The organism is Mycobacterium sp. D16R24, from assembly GCF_002013385.1.
In the GTDB taxonomy this organism is placed as follows: Bacteria; Actinomycetota; Actinomycetes; order Mycobacteriales; family Mycobacteriaceae; genus Mycobacterium.
Window position 1 is genome coordinate 1 of sequence record NZ_MAEV01000038.1, and the last position, 25,432, is coordinate 25,432.

30 protein-coding genes and 2 pseudogenes are annotated in these 25,432 nt (G+C 63.8%); 17 read left to right on the forward strand and 15 right to left on the reverse strand.

Annotated elements, in window-relative coordinates; all coding sequences use genetic code 11:
- Window positions 1-279 (reverse strand): hypothetical protein (locus B4383_RS24330; RefSeq protein ID WP_139361035.1); only part of this gene is annotated, 279 nt, incomplete at its 3' end.
- Window positions 280-519: 240 nt separating this feature from the next.
- On the opposite strand from B4383_RS24330, the gene B4383_RS24335 reads away from it, so the two are divergent.
- Complete coding sequence (locus B4383_RS24335) at window positions 520-870, forward strand: WXG100 family type VII secretion target (protein ID WP_078294360.1); 351 nt, start codon at window positions 520-522, stop codon at window positions 868-870.
- 97 nt (window positions 871-967) lie between these two features.
- On the opposite strand, the gene B4383_RS24345 is transcribed toward B4383_RS24335, so the two are convergent.
- Window positions 968-1,333: an NAD(P)H-binding protein gene (locus B4383_RS24345; RefSeq protein ID WP_286150745.1), complete on the reverse strand. Its 366-nt coding sequence runs from the start codon at window positions 1,331-1,333 to the stop codon at window positions 968-970.
- A 97-nt stretch (window positions 1,334-1,430) separates the two neighbouring features.
- Here B4383_RS24345 and B4383_RS24350 point away from each other — a divergent pair, with 97 nt between their 5' ends.
- A complete protein-coding gene (locus B4383_RS24350) occupies window positions 1,431-2,747 on the forward strand; it encodes an MFS transporter (protein ID WP_078294357.1) in 1,317 nt (438 codons plus the stop codon).
- Window positions 2,748-2,805: 58 nt separating this feature from the next.
- Here B4383_RS24350 and B4383_RS24355 read toward each other — a convergent pair whose 3' ends face one another.
- The gene (locus B4383_RS24355; RefSeq protein ID WP_078294354.1) at window positions 2,806-3,366 is read right to left on the reverse strand and encodes an NAD(P)H-dependent oxidoreductase; all 561 of its coding nucleotides are present in this window, start codon (window positions 3,364-3,366) and stop codon (window positions 2,806-2,808) included.
- A 116-nt stretch (window positions 3,367-3,482) separates the two neighbouring features.
- On the opposite strand from B4383_RS24355, the gene B4383_RS24360 reads away from it, so the two are divergent.
- Window positions 3,483-4,097: a TetR/AcrR family transcriptional regulator gene (locus tag B4383_RS24360; RefSeq protein ID WP_078294351.1), complete on the forward strand. Its 615-nt coding sequence runs from the start codon at window positions 3,483-3,485 to the stop codon at window positions 4,095-4,097.
- Between the two features lie 22 nt (window positions 4,098-4,119).
- Window positions 4,120-4,941 carry an ammonia-dependent NAD(+) synthetase gene (gene nadE / locus B4383_RS24365; RefSeq protein WP_078294348.1) on the forward strand — a complete coding sequence of 274 codons (822 nt, stop codon included), beginning with the start codon at window positions 4,120-4,122 and terminating at the stop codon, window positions 4,939-4,941.
- On the opposite strand, the gene B4383_RS24370 is transcribed toward nadE, so the two are convergent.
- Window positions 4,938-5,822: an SDR family oxidoreductase gene (locus tag B4383_RS24370; protein ID WP_078294346.1), complete on the reverse strand. Its 885-nt coding sequence runs from the start codon at window positions 5,820-5,822 to the stop codon at window positions 4,938-4,940. The two genes, nadE and B4383_RS24370, sit on opposite strands and share 4 nt — an antisense overlap.
- Window positions 5,823-5,953: 131 nt before the next feature.
- On the opposite strand from B4383_RS24370, the gene B4383_RS24375 reads away from it, so the two are divergent.
- On the forward strand, window positions 5,954-6,850 hold the full coding sequence (locus tag B4383_RS24375) for a DUF4349 domain-containing protein (RefSeq protein WP_286144143.1): 897 nt from the start codon (window positions 5,954-5,956) through the stop codon (window positions 6,848-6,850).
- Here the strand turns inward: B4383_RS24375 and B4383_RS24380 are convergent.
- Window positions 6,821-7,444 (reverse strand): TetR/AcrR family transcriptional regulator, encoded by a 624-nt coding sequence (locus B4383_RS24380; RefSeq protein WP_078294371.1) that lies wholly within the window; start codon window positions 7,442-7,444, stop codon window positions 6,821-6,823. The two genes, B4383_RS24375 and B4383_RS24380, sit on opposite strands and share 30 nt — an antisense overlap.
- 116 nt (window positions 7,445-7,560) lie before the next feature.
- Here B4383_RS24380 and B4383_RS24385 point away from each other — a divergent pair, with 116 nt between their 5' ends.
- Window positions 7,561-9,039 (forward strand): cytochrome P450, encoded by a 1,479-nt coding sequence (locus B4383_RS24385; RefSeq protein WP_078294343.1) that lies wholly within the window; start codon window positions 7,561-7,563, stop codon window positions 9,037-9,039.
- A gap of 11 nt (window positions 9,040-9,050) precedes the next feature.
- On the opposite strand, the gene B4383_RS24390 is transcribed toward B4383_RS24385, so the two are convergent.
- From B4383_RS24390 to B4383_RS24400, 3 genes are all read right to left on the reverse strand, one after another.
- Window positions 9,051-9,500 (reverse strand): hypothetical protein, encoded by a 450-nt coding sequence (locus B4383_RS24390; RefSeq protein ID WP_078294369.1) that lies wholly within the window; start codon window positions 9,498-9,500, stop codon window positions 9,051-9,053.
- A 154-nt stretch (window positions 9,501-9,654) separates the two neighbouring features.
- A complete protein-coding gene (locus B4383_RS24395) occupies window positions 9,655-10,647 on the reverse strand; it encodes a CobW family GTP-binding protein (protein ID WP_078294340.1) in 993 nt (330 codons plus the stop codon).
- Between the two features lie 52 nt (window positions 10,648-10,699).
- Entirely contained in the window at window positions 10,700-11,509 is an 810-nt protein-coding gene (locus tag B4383_RS24400; RefSeq protein WP_078294366.1) for an SDR family oxidoreductase, read from the reverse strand.
- Window positions 11,510-11,682: 173 nt separating this feature from the next.
- Between B4383_RS24400 and B4383_RS24405 the strand changes: the two genes are divergently transcribed.
- Window positions 11,683-12,345: an NAD(P)H-binding protein gene (locus tag B4383_RS24405; protein WP_078294337.1), complete on the forward strand. Its 663-nt coding sequence runs from the start codon at window positions 11,683-11,685 to the stop codon at window positions 12,343-12,345.
- On the opposite strand, the gene B4383_RS24410 is transcribed toward B4383_RS24405, so the two are convergent.
- Window positions 12,342-13,358, reverse strand: a complete 1,017-nt coding sequence (locus B4383_RS24410; protein ID WP_078294363.1) for an LLM class flavin-dependent oxidoreductase — start codon at window positions 13,356-13,358, stop codon at window positions 12,342-12,344. The two genes, B4383_RS24405 and B4383_RS24410, sit on opposite strands and share 4 nt — an antisense overlap.
- Window positions 13,359-13,390: 32 nt before the next feature.
- On the opposite strand from B4383_RS24410, the gene B4383_RS24415 reads away from it, so the two are divergent.
- Window positions 13,391-13,882, forward strand: coding sequence for an SRPBCC family protein (locus B4383_RS24415; RefSeq protein ID WP_078294335.1), 492 nt, complete (start codon window positions 13,391-13,393; stop codon window positions 13,880-13,882).
- On the opposite strand, the gene sigC is transcribed toward B4383_RS24415, so the two are convergent.
- Window positions 13,879-14,430: an RNA polymerase sigma factor SigC gene (sigC, locus tag B4383_RS24420; RefSeq protein WP_078294331.1), complete on the reverse strand. Its 552-nt coding sequence runs from the start codon at window positions 14,428-14,430 to the stop codon at window positions 13,879-13,881. The genes B4383_RS24415 and sigC overlap by 4 nt on opposite strands.
- A 76-nt stretch (window positions 14,431-14,506) precedes the next feature.
- Here sigC and B4383_RS24425 point away from each other — a divergent pair, with 76 nt between their 5' ends.
- Window positions 14,507-15,907: a PepSY-associated TM helix domain-containing protein gene (locus tag B4383_RS24425; protein ID WP_078294329.1), complete on the forward strand. Its 1,401-nt coding sequence runs from the start codon at window positions 14,507-14,509 to the stop codon at window positions 15,905-15,907.
- On the opposite strand, the gene B4383_RS24430 is transcribed toward B4383_RS24425, so the two are convergent.
- From B4383_RS24430 to B4383_RS26510, 3 genes and pseudogenes are all read right to left on the reverse strand, one after another.
- Entirely contained in the window at window positions 15,896-16,615 is a 720-nt protein-coding gene (locus tag B4383_RS24430; RefSeq protein WP_078294326.1) for a DUF2275 domain-containing protein, read from the reverse strand. The two genes, B4383_RS24425 and B4383_RS24430, sit on opposite strands and share 12 nt — an antisense overlap.
- A 59-nt stretch (window positions 16,616-16,674) precedes the next feature.
- Window positions 16,675-17,136 (reverse strand): annotated as a pseudogene (locus B4383_RS24435) (isochorismatase family cysteine hydrolase); the annotation flags it as partial.
- An 87-nt stretch (window positions 17,137-17,223) separates the two neighbouring features.
- Window positions 17,224-17,379 carry a hypothetical protein gene (locus B4383_RS26510; RefSeq protein ID WP_139361036.1) on the reverse strand — a complete coding sequence of 52 codons (156 nt, stop codon included), beginning with the start codon at window positions 17,377-17,379 and terminating at the stop codon, window positions 17,224-17,226.
- Window positions 17,380-17,522: 143 nt separating this feature from the next.
- Between B4383_RS26510 and B4383_RS24440 the strand changes: the two genes are divergently transcribed.
- The 3 genes and pseudogenes from B4383_RS24440 to B4383_RS26515 form a co-directional block, all read left to right on the forward strand.
- Window positions 17,523-19,061 (forward strand): acyl-CoA synthetase, encoded by a 1,539-nt coding sequence (locus B4383_RS24440; RefSeq protein WP_078294324.1) that lies wholly within the window; start codon window positions 17,523-17,525, stop codon window positions 19,059-19,061.
- Between the two features lie 110 nt (window positions 19,062-19,171).
- Window positions 19,172-19,363, forward strand: a complete 192-nt coding sequence (locus tag B4383_RS24445; protein WP_078294321.1) for a PASTA domain-containing protein — start codon at window positions 19,172-19,174, stop codon at window positions 19,361-19,363.
- 257 nt (window positions 19,364-19,620) lie between these two features.
- A pseudogene (locus B4383_RS26515) lies at window positions 19,621-19,728 on the forward strand (short-chain dehydrogenase); the annotation flags it as partial.
- A 40-nt stretch (window positions 19,729-19,768) separates the two neighbouring features.
- On the opposite strand, the gene B4383_RS24455 reads toward B4383_RS26515, so the two are convergent.
- Window positions 19,769-20,518, reverse strand: coding sequence for an NAD-dependent deacylase (locus B4383_RS24455; RefSeq protein WP_078294317.1), 750 nt, complete (start codon window positions 20,516-20,518; stop codon window positions 19,769-19,771).
- Between the two features lie 226 nt (window positions 20,519-20,744).
- On the opposite strand from B4383_RS24455, the gene B4383_RS24460 reads away from it, so the two are divergent.
- The 4 genes from B4383_RS24460 (at window position 20,745) to B4383_RS24475 (ending at window position 23,928) form a co-directional block, all read left to right on the forward strand.
- The gene (locus B4383_RS24460) at window positions 20,745-21,788 is read left to right on the forward strand and encodes an acyltransferase (protein WP_078294314.1); all 1,044 of its coding nucleotides are present in this window, start codon (window positions 20,745-20,747) and stop codon (window positions 21,786-21,788) included.
- Between the two features lie 128 nt (window positions 21,789-21,916).
- The gene (locus B4383_RS24465; protein WP_078294312.1) at window positions 21,917-22,831 is read left to right on the forward strand and encodes an MBL fold metallo-hydrolase; all 915 of its coding nucleotides are present in this window, start codon (window positions 21,917-21,919) and stop codon (window positions 22,829-22,831) included.
- 44 nt (window positions 22,832-22,875) lie between these two features.
- Entirely contained in the window at window positions 22,876-23,244 is a 369-nt protein-coding gene (locus tag B4383_RS24470; RefSeq protein WP_078294311.1) for an STAS/SEC14 domain-containing protein, read from the forward strand.
- A gap of 159 nt (window positions 23,245-23,403) precedes the next feature.
- On the forward strand, window positions 23,404-23,928 hold the full coding sequence (locus tag B4383_RS24475; protein WP_078294309.1) for a hypothetical protein: 525 nt from the start codon (window positions 23,404-23,406) through the stop codon (window positions 23,926-23,928).
- Window positions 23,929-23,987: 59 nt separating this feature from the next.
- Here B4383_RS24475 and B4383_RS24480 read toward each other — a convergent pair whose 3' ends face one another.
- On the reverse strand, window positions 23,988-24,815 hold the full coding sequence (locus B4383_RS24480; protein ID WP_078294307.1) for an N-acetylmuramoyl-L-alanine amidase-like domain-containing protein: 828 nt from the start codon (window positions 24,813-24,815) through the stop codon (window positions 23,988-23,990).
- A 272-nt stretch (window positions 24,816-25,087) separates the two neighbouring features.
- On the opposite strand from B4383_RS24480, the gene B4383_RS24485 reads away from it, so the two are divergent.
- Window positions 25,088-25,390, forward strand: a complete 303-nt coding sequence (locus B4383_RS24485; protein ID WP_078294304.1) for a WhiB family transcriptional regulator — start codon at window positions 25,088-25,090, stop codon at window positions 25,388-25,390.
- The last annotated feature ends 42 nt before the right edge of the window (window positions 25,391-25,432 follow it).

Sequence of the window (25,432 nt, forward strand, 5' to 3'; positions counted from 1 at the left end):
TTTGATCCCGCCGCCCAGTGCCGTCATTCCGGCCAGCAGCGCCACCACCCACACACCCCACGCGGCGGCATCGCCACCGGCCCGATACAAGCCATGCAGGCCTGCGACCGCCGCCACCACCAACACCGCTCCGGCAACCACAGCAGCGACCCGGCGAACGCCGTCACCGGCAGACATCGGCTCGGCGACGGGTTCCTTCTGCGGTTCGCTAGTGTGAGTCAGATCCCGGCATGTCAGTACGCTTCTCGCCTCGGTCACATCACGGTTCACGGAACTCACCGACGGTTCACCTTCCCGACATCCGCAACCATAGAATGCATTGCGACCCAACAATCAGCCCAGCATAAGCTACAAGTCAAGATTGCGTGATAGCCAGCGGCAAACAATGTTCACGGCGTCTTCTTTGGTGTGTGAGGTACCAAGATCCAATCGGGCATGACCAGCGGACACTTACGCAGTCGGGGTTGCGAGAATGCCATTCGGCGAGCTGCCCTCGGGGCAGCCAGGCGCTAAGCGCCGATGGCGCGTTGCCGGTTTCGGTTGGCGTGGCTAGCATCAGCCCATGTCCGATGGGGTGTTGGGGTATCGCCCGAAGAGTTAGCGCGGGTCTCGCGATTGATCGCGTCCACGGCTGCCAGTTTGTCTGCCGAGCTGGGCTCTTTGGATTCCGAAGTGTCGGAGTTTGTGGGTTCTGGGTGGCATGGCGGGTCGGCGTCGGCGTTCGCGCAGCAGTGGGGCAAGTTCTGCGAAGGCGCGAAGCTGGTCAACCAGGGCTTGTCTCAGATGTCGTCGTTGCTGGTCGGCAACAAGGAAGCATTCGAGAACCGGGAAGCGGCCAACACCGCCAACGTCAACGCAGCGAGCGCGTGAAGGGGTCGGGCCATGTCGGGTCAATACGGTGTGGATACCGACGAACTGAAACGGCTCACCGAGCGCATGGCCGAAGTTGAGGCCCGCGCCGAAGCCGCTATCGCCGCCATGAATTCCGAAGTGGACGGGCTGCACGCCACGTTCGCCGGCCAAGCCGCGACCGCGCCACCACATGCCCCACCCCGGCGGCGCGCGCCAACTCCAGCACGTCCACGGCCGTGGACCGCAGCGGCGCCAAATACATCCGTTCGACGTCGTCGAACACCCCCGCAATGCTCTCGGGCTTGCCCAGATATCCGAGGACAGGCGTCACCCCGTCCGGCAGTGCCGCCTTCACCGGCGAGGTGGTCAAGGCTCGAATATCGCCGACATCCAAGGCAACGAGATGATCCACGACCTTCCGGCCGATGTTTCCGGTGGCGCCAGTGACGAGAACGGTCACGCCCAGCAAGCTACCGGGCATGACCGACAGTCTCGCGCTCGTGAAGCTCGTAGGTTCAGGGCACAACGGCAGTGCACCCTAAGCTGCCACGCATGGAACTGAGCCGGATCGCCCCGCGATGACGTCATCACCCGCGGAGCCGCTGCAGCACATGACGGGCGCAGATGTCAGCCCCCGCAGAGTGTTTATGGCCAGCGCCGTCGGCTCGGCCATCGAGTTCTACGACTTCTATATCTATGGCACAGCGGCCGCGCTCGTCTTCCCGGCCGTCTTCTTCCCGAATCTCAGCCACTCTCTGGCGCTCTTCGCGTCCATCGCCACCTTCAGCACCGCATTTCTGGCACGGCCGGTTGGCGCCGCCCTGTTCGGCCACTACGGAGATCGCTTCAGCCGCAAGGGCACCCTGGTGGTCACCCTCATCACGATGGGACTCGCCACCATGGCGGTCGGCTTGGTGCCCGGTGCCGCCTCGATCGGGGCGGCCGCACCGACAGCCATTGTCTTGCTGCGACTCGTGCAAGGCATTGCGGTCGGCGGCGAATGGAGCGGGGCGGCACTGCTCTCCTCCGAGTACTCGCCAAGCGGCGTGCGCGGTCGTGCCGCGACCGCCGTACCCATCGGGAGCTCAACCGGGCTACTGCTCAGCAGCCTGGTCTTCCTCATCGTCAGCGTCACGGTCGGGGAAGACAGCCCGGCATTCCTGTCGTGGGGATGGCGAGTTCCCTTCATCGCCAGCGGGCTCCTAGTTGCGGTCGGTCTGTACATCCGGCTCCACATCGCCGAGACACCAGAGTTCACCCAGGCGAAAGCTCAGGACAAGCTGGTGAAATCGCCTCTGCGGCATGTGATGACGGAGAGCCCTCGCACCCTGGTACTGACCTGCGGGACGATGCTGATCATCTTCACGCTGTCCTTCATGACCAACACCTACTTCCCCGGATTCGCGAGATCGGAGTTGCACTTCTCCCGTGCGGCCATACTCACCGCCGGCGTGCTCGGGGCCGTGGTCCTCATGGTGTCGGCTGCTGCGGGCGGAATCCTCAGCGACCGGCTGGGCCGGCGCCGGGTGATCTTGACCAGCATGGCGCTCATACTCCCGTGGACGCTCCTGGTCACTCCCCTGTTGGCCAGTGGTCCATTCTGGACCTACCTGACAGCGATGGTGCTCACCTATGTGCTGTTCGGGCTCGCCTTCGGACCAATGGCGAGCTTCCTTCCGGAGTCCTATCCCGTGGGTACCCGCTACAGCGGCACCGGCGTGGCGTTCAACGTGGCCGGCGTGTTCGGAGGCGCCATCCCGCCATTGATCGCCGGCCCGCTGCAAAGCACTCTGGGCAGCTGGGCCGTCGGCCTGATGCTGCTGGTGATTTGCGCCATCAGCGTCGCCTCGGTCTCCGCCATGAAAGAAACGTGGGCCGGATCAACAAGCCAGTAACGTGAACGGTCATGCCCGGCACGGATACCGGGCATGACCGTCACTCGAGCGTGAGAAATCAGCTGTCAGAATCGGCTGTCAACGCATCCAATGCCTTGGTCAGCTCGGCAACCGTCTCGGCGTGCTCACGCGGGTGCTTACCATCGAAGGCCGAGGAGGCCACCGCGAGCTTGACGTCCTCAAGCACGTTCGCCGTCGCAATCCCGGCCGCCTTGCGGGTCTCGTCGATCGCCCAGATACCGCCGTAGCGGCCCGCCGAGGTCCCAATCACGACGGTCGGCTTGCCCTTAAAGACGCTAGAACCGAAGGGGCGCGACAACCAGTCGATCGCATTCTTCAGCGAGCTCGAGATAGTGCCGTTGTTCTCGGGGCTGACCAACAGCACCGCATCGGCGCCAGCGACAGCCACACGCAGGGCCTCGGCGGCGGCAGGGGCGCCACTGTCACCGTCGATGTCCTCGTTGTAGTGGGGAAGATCCCCCAGCCCCTCATAAATGCTCACACGCACACCGGCCGGCGCGTTCTCTGCGGCGGCCTCCGCCAGCTGCCGATTGAGCGATGCCTTACGCAGGCTTCCGACAATTGCCAGCACGTTCTTCTCTGCCATTTTCTCGGCCATGGGGAACACCTTTCATCAGAACGGCACGTTTGTCGCACCTACATCCTGTGTCTCTGTCACGTTCTATAATACGGACTGCGGTCCGCATATTTCCCCGGCGCTAGTATCGAGGTGTTATGCCTGGTCAAGAAATACCCCTGCTTTCTGTCGACCTTGCGCAGAATCCCACCCGGGAACGTGCCGTCGCCACCCGCAACCGCGTTCGCCTCTTGGAAGCCGCACGACAGATTCTCGACGAAGTCGGTCCGGACAACATGTCCATGGATGCCGTCGCCAACGCGGCAGGCGTAGGCAAGGGAACCCTCTTCCGCCGATTCGGCAGCCGCACCGGACTGCTGCTGGCACTGCTGGACCACGAAGAGCACATCGAGCAGCAGGCATTCATGTTCGGGCCGGCGCCCCTGGGTCCCGACGCACCTCCGCTGACCCGGCTCATCGCGTTCGGACGGGCCCGACTCGCCTTCCTCGAACGGCACCTCGACCTCGCACGCGCCATCACCACCGATACCGACGCGTGGTACACCTCACCGCCCACCATGCTTGTCCGCGCACACATTCGGATGCTGCTGGCCCAGCTCGAATGCACCGGAGACCTCGACGCCCAGACCCACGCCCTGATGTCAATCATCGATCCCGGCTACGTGCACTTCGCCACCAACGCCAACGGCCAGACGCTGACTGGGCTCGGCGACGCGTGGGAGGACCTAGTGTGCAAGGTGTGCGCACGCTGACCGAGCGTTCTACAGTCGGGCAATGAGCACCCTTCGCGAAGAGATCCGGTCCGCCCTCGACGTCTCCCCCACGATCGATCCGGCCGCCGAGGTGTCGCGACGGGTGGGATTCCTCAAGGACTACCTAAGGGACAGCGGGACAGCGGGATTCGTGCTCGGCATCTCCGGCGGGCAGGACAGCGCCCTAGCCGGGCGGCTGTGCCAGTTGGCGGCGCAGGAGTCACGCCTGGAAGGGGTTCAGGCAGAGTTCATCGCCGTGCGCCTGCCCTACGGGGTGCAGGCCGACGAGCACGATGCCCAAGTTGCCCTTAGGTTTATCGACCCCGACCGCTCCATTGTCATCAATGTCAAGGACGCCTCTGACGCTGTTTCCAGCGCGATCGCCGACGCCCTGGGCGAGACGCCATCCGACTTCGTGCGCGGCAACATCAAGGCCCGCGAACGCATGGTCGCCCAGTACGCCGTCGCCGGTCAGCACCGGCACCTTGTAGTCGGCACCGACCATGCCGCCGAGGCCGTCACGGGATTCTTCACCAAGTTCGGCGATGGCGGCGTCGACGTCACCCCGCTCACCGGACTCACCAAACGCCAAGGTGCACAAATCCTTTCCCACCTCGGCGCTCCGGAGAGCATCTCAAACAAGGTGCCCACCGCCGACCTGGAAGATCACCGGCCCGCGCTCCCCGACGAGGTCACACTCGGCGTCACGTACGCACAGATCGACGACTACCTGGAGGGCAAGGCGGTCACCGTCGAGGCCGCCGACCGCATCGAACGGTGGTACCTGCAGACCCGGCACAAGCGGGCCGTGCCGGTCACCCCGTTCGACGGCTGGTGGCGCTAAGAATCCGTCGACGGAGGATTCATCCCGGACTTCTGAAATCCGGGACGCAGTGCATTGGTGAAGGCGTGATTGACGAGCCGCATCGCGACGCTATAAGGCCACCACAGCGTGCGCTTGAACAGATAGAGCGCACGGATGTCGACCCCCGTGTAGACGAGGTAACGGTTGTGCCGGATCCCGTGCAGGATCCGGTCGGCCACCTTCTCGGGCGAGGTGGCATGCCCCACGAACCGGTTCACCCACTTACTGACGTCGGGGTTGTCGCGGTCGACGCCGGCGATGTCGACGGTGCGCACCAGCGGAGTGTTGACGGCGCCCGGCACCACCACGGTGACGCCGATCTTGTAACGAGCCAGATCGAAGCGCAGCACCTCTGAGACGCCACGCAGCCCATACTTGCTGGCGCTGTAGGCGGCATGCCATGGCAGGGCCACCAACCCCGCCGCCGACGACACGTTCACGATCTGACCACCGTTACGCGCCTTGATCATCGCGGGCACAAGACTCTCGATGACGTGGATGGGCCCCATCAGGTTGATATCGACCACCGAGCGCCACTGCTGATGAGAAAGCCTGTCCACGGATCCCCATACGGATATCCCCGCGATATTGAGCAGGACATCCATGCTCGGATGTGTCTCCAAGATGTCGGCCGCGAAGGCGGCCACCGCGTCATAGTCGGAGATATCGAGCGCCCGGTAGGCACTGACCTTCCCTCCGGCGGCCGTGATCTCCTCGACCACGGACTCAAGTCCGTCCGCGGCGCGATCGGTCAAAAACAGCTCGGCGCCCTCGCGCCCCAGACGCAGCGCGGTGGCCCGTCCGATCCCGCTGGCGGCCCCGGTGACGAAGCATCGCTTACCGGTGAAGTCGTATGCCATTACTGAACCGTACCGGCCGTCATTCTTAAATTTCTGCGCGGTCCAATAGCAAACGGTACCTTTGGAATATGACGATTGATAGCATGCAATCTCGCCGCGGTTGGTTACCTTGGGCAACTACAATTGCAGTAGTGCTGATAGCCGCCACGGCATGCGCGGGCGGAACCTCCGCCCGCCTTTCGCGAGGCGCAGAGGACGCCCCCGCCGCCACCTACACCCAGGCCACCGGAGCCCCCACCTATACCCACGCCCCCGCGGCCCCCATGCGCGACGCCATGCAACAGGCCCCGCAGCACGGGCCGCCGATCGAGGCCAAACGCGACATCGTCAAGACCGGGACGATGACCATCACCGTCTCCAGTCCCTCCGAGGCCGCCGACAAAGCGGCCGGCCTCGCCGAATCGGCCAACGGCCGGGTGGAGAGCCGTTCGGAGGACGCCGGATCGGGATCGGCCCGCGCACACACCTCGATCGTGCTGCGTGTCCCCGCCGCCAAGCTCGACGGCGTTCTTCGTGAACTCAAGGAGCTGGGCAAGGTCAAGTCCGCCGACACCAAGAGCGATGACGTGACTGCGCAGCGGGTCGACCTGGATGCCAGAATCGCGGCGCTCCAGACCTCCGTCGACAGGCTCCTGGGGATCATGCGCGATTCCAAGGACACCGAGGCCTTGATCCAGGCTGAAACAGAGTTGTCCAAGCGTCAAGCCGACCTCGATAGCCTGCGAGCACAACGCAATCAGCTCGGAGAACAAGTCGCCTACAGCTCGGTCACCGTCACGTTCCTCGCCGAAGAAGTGGGCCTGCCACCGACACCGCCCAAGTACCAAGGGTTCTTCGGACAGATCGAGCGTGGCTGGGATGGGCTCGTCGCGGCTGGCAACAACGTGCTGCTGCTGTTCGGACTGCTACTCCCCTGGCTCGGCGCGTTCGCAGTCCTCGGCGGAATCGGTTACGGCGTTCGCCGGGCGGTGCGGCAGCGCCGATCCGAGGCGACGCAGCTATCGACCCAAAAGGCTGACACGCCATAGGATCTCGATAACCCCAAGCGCCCGAGCGGGATCGGTGTCACGCCCGACGAATGAGCTATCGCCCGACACGGTCGACGCGGTCAACGCCACCAGTGACCGCACCAAAGCCGGCAGATCGTCTGAGATCGGCTGGGCGCCGCGTTCATTCACTTCGATCTCGGCGATCTTGAGGATCTTCTCGATCACAACGTCCGTGAGGTCGTCGAGCAGACCGGCGATTGTCGGATCGGTGATCCGCGCTTCCTGACACGCTTTCATCAACGGGTCGTTATGCGCGAAGGAGGCCGCTGCACTGCCCACCATGCGGTTGGCGAACTGTTCGGGAGTCTCCTCCTCGCCACGCGGCGCGAAGTAGTGCGTGAGTTCGTCGAGCTCCGCGAAGGCGTCGCCAACCATCTGCGCAAGCACCGAGTACTTGCTGTCGAAGTAGAAGTAGAACCCTGATCGGCCGACGCCGGCTCGCTCACTGATCGCACTGACGGACAGCTCGGCAAAACTGTGGTTTTCCGCGATCAGCTCGGCAACAGCCGTCATGATCGCGTCGCGCTGACGATCACCACGGGTCTGCGTGCCACTGCGCGCTGGACTGACCACCTGCACAGTTTGCACTGAAACACCGCACGAACAGAACTTGACACCCGTCAAGTTCTGCGGCGAAGATGATCTAGAGCACACCGAAGTGCTAGTCGCGAGCGAAGGAGCCACGCCCAATGGCGACGATCAGCAGCACCGATTACCTCATCGACCAGGCCAAACGACGTCTTCCCACCATGAACACCCTTCCTGGTATGGGATACATCGAGAACTACCTCAACAATCGCGACTGGCCACTGACCGAACTGGCGCCGCCGCCACCCGGAAGCGGTTTGAAGCCCGTGATGGGTGACCAGGGCCTGCCGCTGCTCGGGCACATGATCGAGATGTTCCGCGGCGGAATCGACTGGGTGCTCAACATGTATCAGGAGCGCGGCCCGGTGAGCTGGTCACAGACCCCCATCGGCAAGATCGTCGCCGCGCTGGGCCCCGACGCCACCCAGGCTGTGTTCAGCAATGCGAACAAGGACTTCTCGCAGCAGGGCTGGGTCCCCGTCATCGGCCCCTTCTTCAGCCGGGGACTGATGCTGCTGGACTTCCAGGAGCACCGCGAGCACCGTCTGATCATGCAGCAGGCGTTCCTGCGCAGCCGCCTGGCCGGCTATGTGGAGCAGATCGATTCGGTGGCAACCGAGATCGTCGCCCAGTGGCCCACCAACGACAGCCGGTTCCTGTTCTACCCGGCCATCAAGGAGCTGACCCTGGACGTGGCCTCGGTGGTGTTCATGGGCAATGAGCCACATGCCCAACACGAGCGGCTCGACAAGGTCAACAAGGCGTTCGTCGCGACCACCCGCGCCGGTGGCGCCATCTTCCGCTTCGGCGTGCCGCCTTTCAAATGGTGGCAGGGACTACAGGGGCGCAAGCTGCTCGAGGAGTACTTTGCCGAACGGGTCGGTATTGCCCGCCGCAAGGAATCGGGTGCCGACATGTTGACGGCGTTGTGCCACGCCGAGACCGACGAGGGCGACGCATTCACCGATACCGACATCGTCAATCACATGATTTTCCTGATGATGGCCGCGCACGACACCACCACGTCGACCACCACGACGATGGCCTACTACCTGGCCGCGAATCCCGAATGGCAAGAACGGGTTCGGGAGGAGTCGGACCGTCTCGGTGACGGCCCGCTGGACATCGACGCGCTCGAGAAGCTGGAAAGTCTCGATCTGGTGATGAATGAGGCGCTGCGCCTCGTCACGCCGCTGCCCTTCAATATCCGCTCCGCGGTGCGCGATACCGATCTGCTCGGGTTCCATATCCCGGCCGGAACGATGATCAACATCTGGCCCGGTATGAACCACCGGCTACCCGAATTGTGGACGGAACCGGACAAGTTCGATCCCGACCGTTTCGCAGAACCGCGAAACGAGCACAAACGCCACCGGTATGCGTTCTCGCCATTCGGCGGGGGTGCGCACAAGTGCATCGGCATGGTGTTCGGCCAGCTGGAGATCAAAGCGGTCATGCACCGACTGTTGCGGCAGTACCGGTTTGAGCTGACTCATCCCAGCTACGAGGCGAAGTGGGACTACGCCGGCATGCCGCTGCCGATCGACGGCATGCCCATTGTCCTGCGCCCCTTGCACTGAGCACACGGGGGCTAGCAGCCCAGACGGTTGGCGCAGGCGGTGACCGCCTTGAGCGATGAGGTCGTGGCATCGTGCGCGCGGCCCATCGCCCAGGCGGTGCCGGTGCCGTTGGTGCCGCGCACAAAGGTGCACGTCTGATCGCCGTCGCGCAGCTGATGGAAGCTGAGTGTTTCCATTTGTATCCCCCGCTCGGACAGCATGGCGGTCAGCGCTGCCATGGGTCCGCACGCGGCGGCCGTCGACGATTCGATGCACTCACCGATCGCGAGCGTGGCCTGGTAGATCCCGTCGGCCTCGGACCACTGGCCCAGCCTCAGGGAACCCCCGCTGCGCTCGTACGTCTGACAGAACGAGGCCCAGGACATGTCACCGGCCTCTTCGCGCAAACCGCGCGGCAGTGGGACGCCGAAGCGGTCCATGAACGGATCGATCTGCGGGAGAATTGTTGTTGAGGAATGCATGTGCCGGTCTTTCATCTGATGTGGAAAGTGACCGACAGGTAGTAGCTTCGACCCACAGCGAGGGGTCGGTCTGGATCAGACCCCGCTGCGGGTTGCTACTACGAGTTGACCGGAGAAGTACAGCACGAGAACCAACACTAGATGCGGCGTCTGGTTAGCGCAAATACTTTCCCAGGACCAGCATCGATCGCTCATGGTCGGGATCCGGCGGATCGTCGACGAGAGCGTGCAGGCGCTCGGTGATGCTGTCGCCGTCCAGGTGCGTGCCGATGAGCACGAAATTAGCCCCCTTCGGCAGCCCTGTCCGCTTGGGCGCCTTGTCGATGGTGATGTGATCGCCCACGGTATGCACCGCGAGTGTCTTGTCACCGAACCGCGCCACGCCCTTGATCCGGTACACACCGGCAGGCTGACTGTCCAGGAATTCGATGAGGCGCCGGGGATGCAGAGCGTGCTCGGTCGCGAACTCGACCGTCTCGTAGTGGTGATGCGCATGCTGATGGTGGCTGTGATCCTCACGGATGAGGTCCTCGAGCGAGAGCTGACCTATCGGCGCCGGGCGCTCCTTCTTGTCGAACAGCAGCCGGGGGTCGACGTCGGCGCCGGTGGTCTCCACGATCGACGCGCGCGGGTTGCGTTCCTTGACGACAGCGCGCAGGTGGGTCCGATCCGCGGCGTCGGCCAGATCAATCTTGTTGAGAACCACCAGATCCGCCAGGGACAGATGCTCGGCGATCTCCGGATGCCGGGCCGCGACGTCCTCGTACTGCGCGGTGTCGACGACTGTGACCAGTCCCCCGTAACCGATCCGGTTGTCCTCGGCTGCCGCCGCCAGCACCATGCGCACCAGCGGCAACGGCTCAGCCAGCCCGCTCGCCTCGATGACAATGGCGTCGATATCGCGGCCGGCGAGAGCGGTCAGCATGCCACCGAGTTCATCGTCGTCAGCGGTGCAGCACAGGCATCCGTTGGACATCGTCATGGTCGAGTCAACCTGACCGGCGACCAGCATGGCGTCGATATTGATGGCCCCGAAGTCGTTGACTACTACACCGATTCGCACACCCAAGATGTTGCGCAACAAGTTATTCAGCAGCGTCGTCTTACCGGCACCCAGGAAACCGGAGACGATGGTGACCGGGATCAAGCTGGGTCCTCGACACTTCTCCGCACGCCACCAGTGTAGGTAAGGCCGACGACTAGTTGATGGTGGAGATGATGCCGCCGTTGACGAAGATGGTCTGGGCGGTCGTCCACCCCGATTCCGGAAGAACCAGCAGCCTTGCCACGGGCAGAATGTCGTCGCCGCGACCGATCTTGCCGTTGATGCTCATCGACTCCAACCAGGCGATGTTGTCATCGGACTCCGCCGGATAGAAGAAGCTCGTTTGCAGCGGCCCAGGCGCGATGCAGTTGACCGTTATTCCGCGGCCGCCAAGCTCTTTGGCGAGCGCCTTGGTGAAATGCTCGACAGGGGCCTTGGATCCGGCATAGGCACTATAGGTGGGTGCCAGCGCCCCCACCATGGTGGTGACGAAGCTCAGGATCCGGCCATCGTCGGCCATCCGGCGCGCAGCCTCACGCATCATGAAGAACACCGTCTTGGCGTTGGCGTTGAACACGCCGTCATATTCGTCTTCGGTGATATCCGCCAAAGGTTTCCGCACGATCATGCCCGCGGTGTTGATCAGGATGTCCCAGCGCCCGAATGCCGCAAAGGTGGCGTCGGCGAGCTTGGTGCAGTTCTCGGGAACCGCCAGGTCGGCCTGAAAGCTGACCGCCTCCCCGCCGGCCTCCTCAATCTGCCGAACCACCTCGGCCGCCTTCTCCGCCTTGCTGTCGCTGCGGTAGTGCACCACGATCCGGGCGCCATCATGGGCCAGCGTCCGGGCAAGTGCCGCACCCATGTTCGCCGATGCCCCGGTGATCACGGCCACCTTCCCCGCCAGCGGCCATTCCTGCGGACGATACGGTTGGACCGGATCGATTGCCCCGGGGATCTCGACCATGTCCACTCCTCTAGATGTCAGCCAGCAAAGACCGAGCGTAACGAGATATCTGGGTTCCGGCCAACAAGAGATTGTTGACAGCTAACAAGCACCTGTTGTGAGAACTCCCCCGAGCGGGAATGTCCGCACTACCGTCACAGTTATCGGTCGTGGGCTTACGAGAGGAACACACCATGCCGCAGAAAGTCGTCATCGCCGGTGGCCACGGGCAGATCGCCGCACACCTGATCCGTCTGCTCGCGGCGCGTGGCGACGACGCCGTCGCCCTGATTCGCAATCCCGACCATGCGGACGATGTTCAGGCATGGGGCGGGCAGCCACTGGTTCTCGACCTGGAATCGTCCGACGTGAGAACGGTCGCCGGCGCCCTGGAGGGGGCCGATGCCGCTGTCTTCGCGGCGGGAGCAGGACCGGGCAGCGGTCCGGCGCGCAAGGACACCGTGGACCGTGCCGCCGCCGTCCTGCTTGCCGACGCCGCGGAACAGGCGCAGGTACGCCGGTTCATTCAGATCAGTGCTTTCGGCGCCGGCGAGCCCGTACCAACGGAGGGGGACGAGTCGTGGATCGCCTACCTGATCGCCAAAACGGCCGCCGAAGAGGACCTGCGCGCTCGCGGCGGCCTGGATTGGACCATCCTGCGTTCCGGCCTGCTCACCGACCAGAATCCGACCGGTTCGGTTGCCTTGTCGGCCAGCAGGATTGAACGGGGATCTGTTCCCCGTGCCGATGTCGCGGCAGTGACTGCCGAGCTACTCACCGCGCCGAACACGGTGCACGACATCCTGTTCCTCACCGAGGGCGCCACCCCGATCACCAGCGCGGTACGCGCGCTCTAGAGCAGAGCGAAGAGGCGATCGAGCGCGCGTAGCTGCTCATCGAATGGGGTGTCGAGCTTGACCAGCAGCGTCGAGATCCCGGCGGCGCGATAGCGTTCCAGCCGCTCACTGATCATCTCGTCGGTTCCGACGAGGTTGGTGAGGCGCCCTAGATCGTCGGGCACGGCCTCGCGGGCGGCGTCACGATCTCCTGCGCGCCACAAGGATTCCACCGTGCCGACACCATCGCCGTAGCCAAGTCGGGTGAACGCCTCGTTGTAAAAATTTCGCCCAGAGGCCCCCATGGCACCAATGGTGAACGCGTATCCAGCGGCATGACGCCTGGTTGTGGCAGCGGCATCGGTTGCGGTGTCAGCGAATTCGAGAGCAACGGGTGCCACCAGGTCAATGTCCTCCAGCTCCCGTCCGGCGGCTAAGGCCGCGTCACGGATGGGGCCGAGGAACACTTCGGCCAGCTCAGGGATGAAGGAGTTGCCCAGCCAGCCGTCGGCAAGCTCACCGGTGAGTGCCAGATTCGCCGGACCCATGGCAGCGACGTAGATGGGCACATTTTGCGGCGCCACCATGGGCCGCAAGGGTTTTCCTGCGCTCCCCGGCAGCGGCAGCGTGTATACCTCGCCCTCGTACTGGAGCCGCTCCCCACGTGCCACCATCCGAACGATGTCGATAGTCTCCCGCGTGGTCCGCACCGGCTTACTGAAGCGCACGCCATGCCACCCCTCCATCACCTGCGGTCCGGAGGCTCCTACACCCAGGATGAAGCGTCCGCCGGAGAGCTGTTGAATGCTCAGCGCCGACGTCGCCAGCATTGCCGGCGATCGCGACCCCAGCTGAACCACGAAGGTTCCCAGCCCAATGGTCTCGGTGTGGGCGGCCAGGTAGGCAAGACCCGTGAGGGCGTCATACCCCCACACCTCGGGCACCCAGAGCGAGGCGACACCCAGCCGCTCCGCGCGGCGCGCGAAGTCGGCGGCGCCAGGCAACCTCGGCTCGATCGTCACACCAATACGCATCCGGCCCTCCATCACCTCAGTAGGATCAGCCTATGCGATACCGCGACTGCCCCACTATCGAAGTGTCCCAACGGATGTCGGGGACTGTGACGGAAGCCTGGGCCCTCGTCACCGATATTGCCTTCCCCACCTACTGCACGGGCGAGCTGATCAACGTCCAGTGGCTGGACGGCGCCGACAAGGTTGCGGTCGGCGCGCGATTCAAGGGCACCAACGGCGGAGACGGCAGCCAGTGGGACACGGTATCGGTGATCACCGAGGTCGAGCCCGAGTCTCGCTGGGTGTGGAATGTGCTCTCCGAGGGCGGCACCTATGCGGCGAGTTGGGGTTTCGAGGTAGAGCCGGCGAGCGACGGAGTGATCGTCCGGCAATGGGGCCGGCTCGGTCCCGGCCCGTCGGGACTGACACCGGCCATCGAGGCCATGCCCGACAAGGAAGCACGCATCGTGTCACGCCGCCTGCAGGACTGGCGCGTAGGCATGGAGGCCAACCTCCAGGAGATCGCCGAGCGCTTGTCGCGCTAGCCGGTCAGATTCTCGGGCTCGGTCCAGCCGATGAGCTCGTCGCGGGCGCGGGCCACACGGGACCGGATAGTGCCGATCGCGCAGCCGCACACGTCCGCCGTCTCCGCGTAGGACAAGCCGACAACCTGGGTCAGCACCAGTGCCTCGCGCCGATCATCGTCGAGCGCGGCCAGAAGTGCCTTGAGCTCTACCAACTCCTCGAACCGGTGTGTCGGACGCCGCAGCGAGGCTTCTTCCAGATCGGCCCCGTGCGCGATACGCGGCCGGGACTTCAGGTGGCGGATGTGGTCGGCCACCACGCGGCGGGCGATCGACAGCAGCCAGGTGCGGACCGTCGAACGTCCGGCGAAGCGCGGGAGCGCACCGAGGGCCCTCAGGTAGGTCTCCTGGGTGAGGTCGTCAGCGACACCGGTATCGGCCAGGTAGGCGACGAATCGCCATACATCGGATTGGGTCGCCTTCACCAGAGATTCGAGGGCGGATTTGTCGCCACGACCGGCGGACAGCGCAATCTCAAGCAGCTGCTCGTCGTCGGTGCCGGTGGCCACAACTCCTACTCTATGTCGTAGACCTTCGGAGGTGAACAGCGGGAACTCTTTAGCCGGTTCATCCGACCAATATCCCGTGACATATACCGAGGATCGGCCCGAGGCTCGTGAGTCCCAGCCCGACACCGTGTGGGGGCGACTCGCACCGATCGTACTGCGTCTGCACTTCTATGCGGGGCTCCTCGTCGGGCCATTCCTCCTGGTCGCAGCGCTGACCGGGCTCGCCTATGCCCTGGTCGGGCAGGTCGATGCCGCCGTCTACCGGCACGAGCTCAAGATCGATTCCGTCGGATCCCAGCAGTTGCCGATGTCGCAACAGGTGGCGGCGGCGACGGCGGCACAGCCGGCAGGCACGGTGACGTCCATCCGCCCGCCAGCGCTCCCCGACGACACGACGCGGATCATCTTCGCGACCGACGACGTTCCCGCCGATTACTCGCGCACGGTGTTCGTCGACCCCTACAACGGGGAGATCCGCGGAACGTTGACCACGTACGGCGAGTGGCTGCCGGTGCGCGCCTGGTTCGACGAGCTTCACCGGAACTTGCATCTAGACGACTTCGGGCGCAACTACAGCGAGCTGGCCGCCAGCTGGTTGTGGGTGGTCGCGCTCGGCGGACTGTTCCTGTGGATCGGCTATCGCCGCCGCACCGGGCGGCCGAGTAGGATCGCCGTCCCCGATCGCGATGCCAGCCCACGCCGCCGCAGATTGACCTGGCATGGCGCCGTCGGTGTCTGGATAGTCGTTGGGCTGCTGGCGCTTTCGGTGACCGGGCTCACCTGGTCACGGTATGCCGGCACCAACATCGGCAACATCACCCAGGCGATCCGGCCGGCGCTGTCCACAGAACTCGACCCGGCAGCGGCCAAGCCGATGACCGGCCACGAACACCACGGCGCCGCCCCCACCTCGACAGGGGACCCGCTCGCCGGCGTCAACACGGTGCTGCAGACGGTGCACGAAGCCGGGCTGCGCGGCCCGCTGTGGATGACCCCACCTCCGGAGACCAACACGGCCTGGCTGGTGTCGGAGCGCAAGCGCAGCATCCCGACGTACCTTGACGCCGTCACGGTGAATCCGTCCAACGGGGAGATCACCGGGCGCAGCAATTTCTCCGACTGGTCACTGCTGCAGAAGTCAACCGAATGGGCGATCGACGGCCATATGGGCATCCTGTTCGGAATCCCGAACCAGATACTGGTGGCGCTCATCGTGATTGGGCTCATCACCGTCATCACGCGTGGCTACCTGATGTGGTGGCGCAGGCGCCCGACCAAGGGTGGGCGCTGGCCGGCGCCGCCGCGACGCGGTGGTCTGCTGGCCCTCAAGCCGCTGGAGCTGATAGCACTGGCCGTGGTGGTCATCGGGATTGGTTGGTTCACACCGCTGCTGGGAATCTCGCTGGGGGTGTTCCTCGCCATCGACCTCATATGGGGGCTCGTGGCTGGCCGCCGGGCCGGGGTATCAGGCGGCTGAGTTATCCGCGGAGCGCAGATGCCGCTCCCCCGGAGCCACTTCATCGAGGAACACGGCACGGTGCTGATTGGGCGGAGTACGTCCCGCGCGGTAGTCACGCAGGACCAGTAGCGCGAAGATTAATCCGAGTAGCACCGGCGAGTGACTGACGATGCGCGCCAAGGTGACCTGATCATTGACGGCGTCGTTAATGACGTATCCGGTGAGCACGAGCGCGAATGCGCCCAGCACCGTTGCCATGCCGGCCGCCGCGGCGGGACGGACACCGGCGATCACCATCGCGACTCCAAGGGCCACCACCCACGCGGTGGATTCATTCATGAGGTGCGCGCCGGTCATCGCGCCGTGGTGATGCGAGGACACCATTCCGAAGTCGATTCCGGCGACCTGCATGCCGGCCACCCCCAGCTGGAGCAGCCCGATGAGCACCAGTGCACACCGGTTGATGTTGTGACGGGCCCAGTGCGCGTAGCGGGCCGTACGGGTCAGGGGTTCGACGGCCGCGGCAGCCAGGATCTGTCCGGCCAGGTCGTGGGTCGGAGCCGAACGCGCGTAGGCGAACTGACGGTCCAGCCCCCGGGCCCGCCCCAGCCATTCCCGACAGGAAGCGCAGGAGAGCACATGCTCATCCAGACGCTTGCGCGCGACGCTCGCCTGCTCACCGTCGACCCACGCCGACAGCTGCTCGCGCACTTCCTGACAGTTCACCCCTCCATCGTCGCCTATCCCGTGAAGTTGGGTGTAAAGACCCCCTGATCTGCGGGCGCCTATTGCGCCGCGAGCAGCTGCTTCGAGTCCGCAACCGCACCGAACACCCCACCCTGCATGGTTACCATCTTCAGCGCGGCCGCGTGGTTTCCGGGATCGGTCACGCCGGTGCAGTCGGACAGGATGAGACATTCGAAACCCCGGTCGTTCGCCTCGCGCATGGTGGTGTGTACCCAGACATCTGTCGTGATACCCGTCAGCACGATGTACCGAATGCCGCGGGTGCACAACACCACATCGAGGTCGGTCGCATAGAACGCACCCTTGCCAGGTTTGTCGATGACGGGCTCACCTGGCAGCAGGGCGACTTCCGGCACGATCTGCCACCCCGGCTCCCCCTGCACCAGGATTCGTCCGCAGGGTCCCGCCACACCGATCTCCGCACCAATCCGGGCGGACCGCCACCGTTTGTTGGCCGGGAGGTCCGAGAGATCCGGCCGATGGCCCTCACGGGTATGTAATCGAGAGGACGATTGGAGGTGAAGCTCGGCTCGCAGTTTTCGTATGCCTCGTCGGCGGTCTGTGTCTCGGTCTTTGACGTCATCGGGTCACCACGGAATCTTGGGCAGTACATTGGCCACCGCGAGTAGGGCGATCACACCGGCGATGGTGGTTGCCCACCAGCCGACGCTGATGCGCGCCATAAGTGAGGTCGTGGGCTGGCCGTCGGCAAGTGCCGTGGCGCCGGGCTGTTCGTGGGTCACGGACCAGGATCTTCGTGGGACCCCATGAGGCTCACAAGACATCCGCTCGTATTGAGTCGAGGCGGGGTGCGGCATCAAACTTGACACCCTGTCAAGTACAGTCGACGACGCCCGCAGACAACGCCGTCGGAAGGTCCTCGTCCGTGTATCCAGGTACCCACGCCGCCCAGTTCCCCGACAAACCCGCCGTCGTGATGGCAGGCTCGGGGACCACGCTCACGTACAGAGAATTGGACGAGCAGTCCCAACGGCTGGCCCGGCATTGGTATGACAGCGGGCTGCGCAGGAGCGATCATGTCGCACTGCTCAGCGACAACGTCCCCGAGGTGTTCGTCGTGTACTGGGCCGCCCTGCGATCGGGCCTCTACATCACCGCGGTGAATCATCATCTGGCTCCCGCGGAAATCAGCTACATCATCAACGACTCCGGATCCACCGCACTCGTCGCCGCCGCAGGCGTGCGTGACCAGGCAGTGGCGATTCTCGGGGATATCCCGGCCGTCACGCTGCGCCTCGCTTTCGGCGGCGATGTGGCCGGCTACGACTCATACGAAGACGCCCTCGCCGGCGCCGCACACGAACCACTGCCCTCCCAGCCTGCGGGATCGGACATGCTGTATTCCTCGGGAACCACCGGGCGCCCCAAGGGAATCAAGGTGCCGCTGGTGGACCGGCAGGTGGACGAGCCCAACCCCCTGTCCATGCTCTTCGCGCACCTCTACGGCTTCGACTCCGACACGGTGTACTTGTCCCCCGCGCCCGCGTATCACGCTGCCCCGCTGCGCTTCTCCGGTTTCGTGCAATCGATGGGCGGCACCGTGGTGGTGATGGAGCGTTTCGATCCCGAGGCGGCCCTGGCCGCGATCGAACGGTATCGCATCACCCACAGCCAATGGGTGCCCACGATGTTCGTGCGGATGCTCAAGTTGCCCAAGGAAATCCGCGAACAGCACGATGTCTCCACCCTGAAGGTCGCGATCCACGCCGCTGCGCCATGCCCGGTCGAGGTGAAGCATTCGATGATCGACTGGTGGGGACCGATCCTCTACGAGTACTACTCGTCGACCGAAGGCAACGGCGTCACTTTTATCGACTGCGAGAACTGGCTCAAACGCCCGGGTTCGGTCGGCAGCCCCGCACTCGGAGTGCTGCACATATGCGACGAAGAGGGGGCCGAGCTCCCGACTGGCGAGGCAGGGCTGGTGTACTTCGAACGCGAGGAGCTGCCGTTCGCGTATCACAATGACGACGAAAAGACCCGTAGTGCTTGCCATCCCACGCACAGCACCTGGACGACGACGGGCGATATCGGGTACGTCGACGAGGACGGATTCCTGTATCTCACCGACCGCAAGGCGTTCATGATCATCTCCGGGGGCGTCAACATATACCCCCAGGAGATCGAGAATTCCCTGGCACTACACCCTGAGGTATTGGATGTCGCCGTCATCGGGGTGCCCGACGCCGAGATGGGTGAATCGGTCAAGGCCGTCGTGCAGCCGGCCGACTCGTCAGCAGATCAGGACGCACTCGCCGCCGAGCTTACCGAGTTCCTGCGCGAACGCATCGCCCGATACAAGGTGCCCCGGAGCTTTGACTTCACCGATACCCTTCCGCGCACCCCCGCCGGTAAGCTGGCCAAAGGACTACTGCGCCAGAAATATTGGGAAGGGACTAGATGAGAATAGTGGCCGCGATCTGCCTCGCCGGGGGGCTGCTCGCAGGATGCTCAGCACCCGCCACTCAGGAAGGACCATCGAGTACCACCGCCCCGGCGATTCAACCGGGCGTCATGCCCCAGCTGGTCGGGTTGCAGTGGACCGACGCGAACCCGATTTTGCGTAAGTTGGGCAGAGTGAGCGTCGCGACCAAAGAGGTTCCCGTCGACGACGCCAACCAGAAATCCCGCATCATAACGCAAGATCCCGCGGCCGGAGCTCACCTTGAGCCGGGCGCCAAGATCACCCTGACCTTCGGAATCTAACGCACGGCAACACTATTCACGTGTGGCCTCCCTCGCCGCCCCTTGGCGGGCGCGAGAATGACATACATTGCCCGGCGGTCTGTTGTCTGACCATTCGGTCCCTCACTGCGAGCTGCTGACACAGTCCCGGGCCCGCGCGAGTAGCGCCCCCGCTCGTCCATCAGCGCTCTTGACAGGTCAGCTCCCAGTTGGGACGCTCACCGCATTTGCATGCTATCTGTATTTGAATGCCATACGTTTACTCAATGAGGAGGGTCATGAGCACGTATCCAGATCGCCCCATCGCCGGTTCGCGAATCGTCATCACCGGTGCGACCAATGGGATTAGAAAAGAGATTGCCCGTGCGCTGGTGCGGCGCCCGGCGGCAGGGAAACGACGGTATAGCCGGTCTCGGCCGCCGTCCGCTACAGCGACAGCGCCTTCACCAGAGCCGGCAGCGCGGTGGCAGCCGTGGCCCGCCAGACGAGATCCGCACGGTCGGACAGGTCGGTCTCCTGCGGGTTGATCTCGACAACCGTCGCCCCGCGACTCAGGGCCAGCTGCGGCAGCCCCGCCGCCGGATACACGATGCCGGAGGTCCCGATGAGCAGCATCAATTCGCAGTTCTGCGCATGCGCGACGGCATGACCGAACTCGACCTCCGGCAGCATCTCACCGAACCACACGATGCTCGGCCGGATCTTTCCGCCGCAGTCGCACTCGGGCGGCGCGACCCGCTCGGATTCGGGAGCAGCGACGCTCACGTCGAAACCGGTCAGGCAGGTGTCGCAATGCGATTTGAGCAGGCTGCCGTGAACGTGGGTGACCTTGGTGCTGCCGGCACGCTCGTGAAGGTCATCGACGTTCTGGGTGACAATCCGGACGTCGCGATGAGATCCCCACTGCGCCAACGCGCGGTGGCCGTCGTTGGGCTGCACCGCCATCAGCTGGATGCGCCGATTCTGGTACCACGCCCATACCAGCCCGGCGTCCTCGTGCCAGGCTTCCGGCGTGGCCAGTGTCATCGGGTCGTACTTCGACCACAGTCCCGTCTGGGCATCGCGGAACGTGGGTAACCCGCTCTCCGCGGACATGCCCGCGCCGGTGAGCACCGTGACGGTGCGCGCTTTCGACGCCGCCGCCAACAGTGCGTCGGGGACCTGTACCTGTTTCATCGAACAAATTCTCGCCCATATGGGCTGTTCGGATCGAAAATGGGCGTTTTCCCATTATCTGGCCGCGAAATCGACATCCGTGATCTTGATTGGGCGTATGGTGCGCTCATCACGATCACGAGGGGCCGATATGGCTGCACCAGGTTGGTCCGCGCCAGCACAACGGGCGCAAGCATCCACCACATAGTTCGATAACGCCACCCTTCTGGGTCTACGCAGGGGTCTCATGACTCTCGGACAAGTATTCGATCCTCGACACAACGCGCTCAACGCGTGGCGACTCGCGTTGGCGACGACCGTCATCTTGTGGCATTCCTGGCCACTCACCGGACACCGACTGCCCTTCCCCGCGTACGAAGGTCTGCTCGCGCAGGTAGGAGTCGACGGCTTTTTTGCACTGTCTGGGTTCCTCATCACCGCGAGCTGGATGCGACATCCCAATCCACGCGACTACTTCGTCGCCCGCGCGTTGCGCATCTTCCCCGGATTGTGGGTATGCCTGGCGATCACCGCGTTCGTCATCGCGCCCATCAGCGTCGCAATCCAGGGCGGCTCGGCGGCGAGATTGCTGGGTTCCCTTAAACCGCTTGAGTACTTCCTCAATAACGCCGTACTGAATGTGTTCTACGGCGGTATCGATGGAACACCACGCGACATCCCGTGGCCGGGCATTTGGAACGGATCTATCTGGACACTCATCTTCGAATTCGTCTGCTACATAGCGGTAGCCGTCTTGGGAGCGCTGGGGATGCTCAAGCGGCGCTGGGTCATTCCCGCCGCGTTTGTGTTATTCCTCTGCGCCGCAGCATATCTGTCGTACCCGGTCTTCGCGATGGAGACCATTCCGCAGATGGTGGCGCGGTTTGCGCTGATGTTCGCGGCGGGGGCACTGCTGTATCAGTGTCGAGATATCCTCCCCGCACGATGGTCTCTTGTCGCGATATCCCTTGGCATTCTTGCACTTTCCGGGTTGACCTCCAACTATCGTGTCATTGGCGCGCTACCGCTCGCATATGTGGTCATCACCTCCGGCGCCCTCATCCACGACAGAAGGCTCAACCTACGTAATGACCTGTCCTACGGCGTCTATATCTACGCATTTCCCGTCCAGCAGCTGTTGGCCGTCGCGGGACTCGCCGTCCTGCCACCATTTCTGTTCTTCGCGGTTGCCACTGCGGTCACTCTGCCACTGGCGGCACTGAGCTGGTTCGTCGTGGAAAAACACGCGATGTCACTCAAGGCTCGATTCAGGCGCACGCCCGTGCCCTGACGGAAGCGGCTGGCACTGAGGCCGATCGCTGACTACGGACTACGGACTTCCAAGGGTTCGCATCGTTGTCCGGGCCGCCAGGCTGATCTTGATCGGAAACCCAGCCCACACAGCCAGCAGGAGAAATCATGACCTTGGACAACACGACACAGCTCGGCAGCCTCGGGGTGGACGAGTTGGTTCCCTCGCGTTACGCGGTAGACGTCGGCGATATCGAGGTACTGGTGATCAGCGATGGGGTGCTGCCGATTACCGCCTCGACATTGGCCACCAACGCCGACCCGGCCGAGCTGGCAGGCTGGCTCGATGGCATGTTCCTGCCGCCCGAGGTGGTGGACTGGCCACTCAATGTTGTCGTGGTGCGGAGCGGCGATCAGACCATTCTCGTCGACGCCGGGCTGGGGCTGGAGTTCCCAGACTTCCCGAGAGCGGGGCAGACGGTCGCGCGATTGGAGGCCGCGGGCGTCGATCTGGCATCCGTGACTGACGTGGTGCTCACCCATATGCACATGGACCACGTCGGCGGGCTACTCACGGAAGGGCTGAAGGAACGGCTGCGTCCGAATCTGCGGGTCCACGCGGCAACCGCGGAAGCCGAGTTCTGGGTAGCACCCGATTTCTCCCACGTCACCATGCCGGAACCGATTCCGGACGTGCTGCGCAGGGTCGCCACGCAGTTCTTGGACCAGTATCACGGCCAGCTGCAGACGTTTGAGACGGAATACGAGGTGGCGCCGGGAGTCCTCATCTCCCGCACTGGCGGTCACACCCCTGGGCACAGCGTGGTCCGCCTCGAGTCACGCGGACAGAAGCTGACGTTCGCCGGCGATGCGGTGTTTGCACCTGGTTTCGATAACCCCGAGTGGCACAATGGTTTTGAGCACGATCCCGAGGAGGCCGCCCGGGTGCGAGTGCGTCTCCTGCGGGAGCTGGCATCGACCGGCGAGCCAATGGTGGCCACCCACCTGCCCTTCCCGTCCGTCTGCCACGTGGCAACCGCGGGCGACGCCTTCCGCTGCATACCGGCCACCTGGGATTACTAACCTTCAGCTCTTGCCTAACTCGCGAAGATTGACACGATGGAACGATGATTGAAACATTGACCGATATGCCCGAGGGCGTAGTCGGATTCCGCGTCTCGGGCAGGGTGGCCGGTGACGAGCTACGCGAGTTCGCACCGACTATCGAACAACCACTGACATCCGATGAACTACGGATCGTTGAGGTCATCGCGAGCGACTATGAAGGCTTTGGCCCCGGCGGGCTAGCCGAAGACCTGAAGCTGGGCTTCGGGATGCTCTTCCAGCATCATTCGGCCTTCAAGAAAATCGCGGTGGTGACCGACAAGGAATGGGTAGCGCACACCTTGCACGCGCTCGCGTGGATGGTTCCCGGTGAGATCGCATTGTTCGGCCTGGACGAGCTGGATCGTGCGAAAACGTGGGCCGCACGCTGACACCACAAGCCGCAATCGGGTAGTGCACTACTCGCGCCCAGAGCCTTGGCGAACTCATACCGTCGCATCACCAACGTTTCGGCCACACAAGAGAACCGATCTGCAGCAACGGCCCTGCGCTGGAAGGACATTCATCCAGCGACGGAAGGCGCGTGCACCATGGTCCTCATTCCGAACTTCGAAAGTCAGTCGCACTTCTTTACTCCGGCGGCGCTGGCGGTCAACGAGCAACAGCCGGCCTCGATCGCCGATCAGCGCTTCGTCTTCCAGACAAACGGCGTGGCCATCGTCAACATGCCCGGACAGAGCAGCGTCGACTGGTCGCGGAACCAAGCATTGATCTCCCCGAACATGAGCGATGCGTTCAAGGCAATCACGACGCGGCACAACATCCCCATTCCGGCCGGGGCCTTCCCGTGGTTCCAGGTGGACAGCGCTATTCCCTTTGCCACCCTGAGTTCGATCTTCGATCGGCATCAGGCGATTGACGCGGGATTCGCCGTCGACCGTTGGCGTTTCCGGACACGGACCGGCATAGGACTGCAACCCGGGCAGACGCTCCAAAGTCTGTTCGACGGCCTGCTCGTAGATTTGGCCGTCCGCGACAGCGACGCGGTGATCCACCGAATCAGCTACCACATCACGGTGCAAGGCAGAATCCGGTTCGTCACCGGCCTCACGTGACCGATCGGCCGATTCGTCCAGCCCCGCTCCTCAGACAGAGGCAAGCACCGGTGTGGGCTTCAGCGAGTCGGCCGTAGCACGACAATTCCCGGGACCGTGCCCAGATACTCGCCCAGTGGCGTATCGACGACCTGGTTGTTCGCCCGCAAGGACGAGGCGTTGCGCAGTACCGGCCCACCCGGTGTGTGCAGGAAGATTCCTACATGCGTGACGTCGAGCCCACCGGCCGTCGCGTAGGCGCCGAGGTAGTCACCGTCGTGAAGATTGGCGATGACACCATCTGACACCCGGGCACTCGGCAAGTAGGCGACCGTGCGCGGCCGTGGCGGAAGCCCCGGTAGATAACTGCCGCCGGAATCCTTCAGGTTGAGCGTCTTGGCGACCTGCTCCGCAGACGCCCCGAGGCTTGCCGTCACATCGGTGGCGTTAACGGGCGCATCGGCAGCCCAATCGGTGAAGAAGTGACGGCGCTGCGTGAAGCTGATATCGCCCCCGCGATAACGGATCTGGGTCAATTGGGCGATGAAATCGGCCCTGCTACCGGACCGCTTCAGCGCTTCGACATAGTCCGCATATGTGAAACAGTCCACGCGGGTGAGTTCTACGACCAACTGCTCAGGGACGGAGGCTGATCCAATCAGGGTGTCAGCGCCGTACGGCACATGCAGAAAAAGGGCCGACACCGCGGCACTCAGCCCCGCAGGATTCTCGGCGGCAAGGCGGTTGCGCTCTGCGAGCAGCCCTTGGAGCCGGCGTTCGTTCTCCGGGCTGATATGCACGGTGTCGGCCGAGGCAGCGGGAGAGACGCACAACGCACAGATCAGTGTGAGCAATACGAACAGGCAGAAGCGAAGTGGTTCCAGTACGCGGCGCGTCGTCGAGGTCACGACCTGATGCCTTTCATCTCCAAAGTCCGGGATAGCCCAGCTAACACATCACAGTGCAGAGCCGAACCAGGCTGGTCACCGACCTCGCCTGACGCACACTCTGCCGCACTTTACGCAATGCGCGTGCACTTTTAGCCTCCTACGAGGCGAATGGACACCGACTGACGGTTGATTTCATTGCCGCAATGCCCAATTCACATCAAGGCAACCAATGCATGTGAGGTTTCCGCCAACAATGCTCAAGGTAGCGGACATGTGCAGGAAGGATTTGCGTGGAAGACGTTCGGGTAGCCGAGACGACGGCTCTTAGGGCAGGGTTCGCGTGGCAGCTACTGGGCGCGTGCCGAAACGCCAACCATGATCTGTTCTATTCCGAGGACGACGAACGCCCCATTGAACGAAAGCTCCGGGAACAGCACGCCAGGCAGATATGCCGAAGCTGCCCCGTGACGACGCTCTGCCTAACCTACGCTCTGGAAATCGAAGAACCTCACGGGATGTGGGGTGGCATGTCGGAAGCCGAACGCCAAAGGATCCGTCTACGTATCGCTGCGCGGAAGTCTGCGATCGGCTGACCGAGGGTCTACCTGCGCTTGGCGTTCGGCGCCGTCGACTAC

What these genes read in the sequence shown, in the direction of transcription:
- nadE (WP_078294348.1), top strand. Translation starts at nt 4,120, where the DNA reads ATGAGCACCCTTCGCGAAGAGATCCGGTCCGCCCTCGACGTCTCCCCC.
- B4383_RS24460 (WP_078294314.1), top strand. Translation starts at nt 20,745, where the DNA reads ATGACTCTCGGACAAGTATTCGATCCTCGACACAACGCGCTCAACGCG.
- B4383_RS24405 (WP_078294337.1), top strand. Translation starts at nt 11,683, where the DNA reads ATGCCGCAGAAAGTCGTCATCGCCGGTGGCCACGGGCAGATCGCCGCA.
- B4383_RS24390 (WP_078294369.1), bottom strand. Translation starts at nt 9,500, where the DNA reads ATGCATTCCTCAACAACAATTCTCCCGCAGATCGATCCGTTCATGGAC.
- B4383_RS24360 (WP_078294351.1), top strand. Translation starts at nt 3,483, where the DNA reads ATGCCTGGTCAAGAAATACCCCTGCTTTCTGTCGACCTTGCGCAGAAT.
- B4383_RS24415 (WP_078294335.1), top strand. Translation starts at nt 13,391, where the DNA reads ATGCGATACCGCGACTGCCCCACTATCGAAGTGTCCCAACGGATGTCG.
- B4383_RS24475 (WP_078294309.1), top strand. Translation starts at nt 23,404, where the DNA reads ATGGTCCTCATTCCGAACTTCGAAAGTCAGTCGCACTTCTTTACTCCG.
- B4383_RS24400 (WP_078294366.1), bottom strand. Translation starts at nt 11,509, where the DNA reads ATGGTCGAGATCCCCGGGGCAATCGATCCGGTCCAACCGTATCGTCCG.
- B4383_RS24445 (WP_078294321.1), top strand. Translation starts at nt 19,172, where the DNA reads ATGCCCCAGCTGGTCGGGTTGCAGTGGACCGACGCGAACCCGATTTTG.
- B4383_RS24470 (WP_078294311.1), top strand. Translation starts at nt 22,876, where the DNA reads ATGATTGAAACATTGACCGATATGCCCGAGGGCGTAGTCGGATTCCGC.
- B4383_RS24355 (WP_078294354.1), bottom strand. Translation starts at nt 3,366, where the DNA reads ATGGCCGAGAAAATGGCAGAGAAGAACGTGCTGGCAATTGTCGGAAGC.
- B4383_RS24370 (WP_078294346.1), bottom strand. Translation starts at nt 5,822, where the DNA reads ATGGCATACGACTTCACCGGTAAGCGATGCTTCGTCACCGGGGCCGCC.
- B4383_RS24410 (WP_078294363.1), bottom strand. Translation starts at nt 13,358, where the DNA reads ATGCGTATTGGTGTGACGATCGAGCCGAGGTTGCCTGGCGCCGCCGAC.
- B4383_RS24455 (WP_078294317.1), bottom strand. Translation starts at nt 20,518, where the DNA reads ATGAAACAGGTACAGGTCCCCGACGCACTGTTGGCGGCGGCGTCGAAA.
- B4383_RS24350 (WP_078294357.1), top strand. Translation starts at nt 1,431, where the DNA reads ATGACGTCATCACCCGCGGAGCCGCTGCAGCACATGACGGGCGCAGAT.
- B4383_RS24345 (WP_286150745.1), bottom strand. Translation starts at nt 1,333, where the DNA reads ATGCCCGGTAGCTTGCTGGGCGTGACCGTTCTCGTCACTGGCGCCACC.
- B4383_RS24385 (WP_078294343.1), top strand. Translation starts at nt 7,561, where the DNA reads ATGGCGACGATCAGCAGCACCGATTACCTCATCGACCAGGCCAAACGA.
- B4383_RS24335 (WP_078294360.1), top strand. Translation starts at nt 520, where the DNA reads ATGGCGCGTTGCCGGTTTCGGTTGGCGTGGCTAGCATCAGCCCATGTC.
- B4383_RS24465 (WP_078294312.1), top strand. Translation starts at nt 21,917, where the DNA reads ATGACCTTGGACAACACGACACAGCTCGGCAGCCTCGGGGTGGACGAG.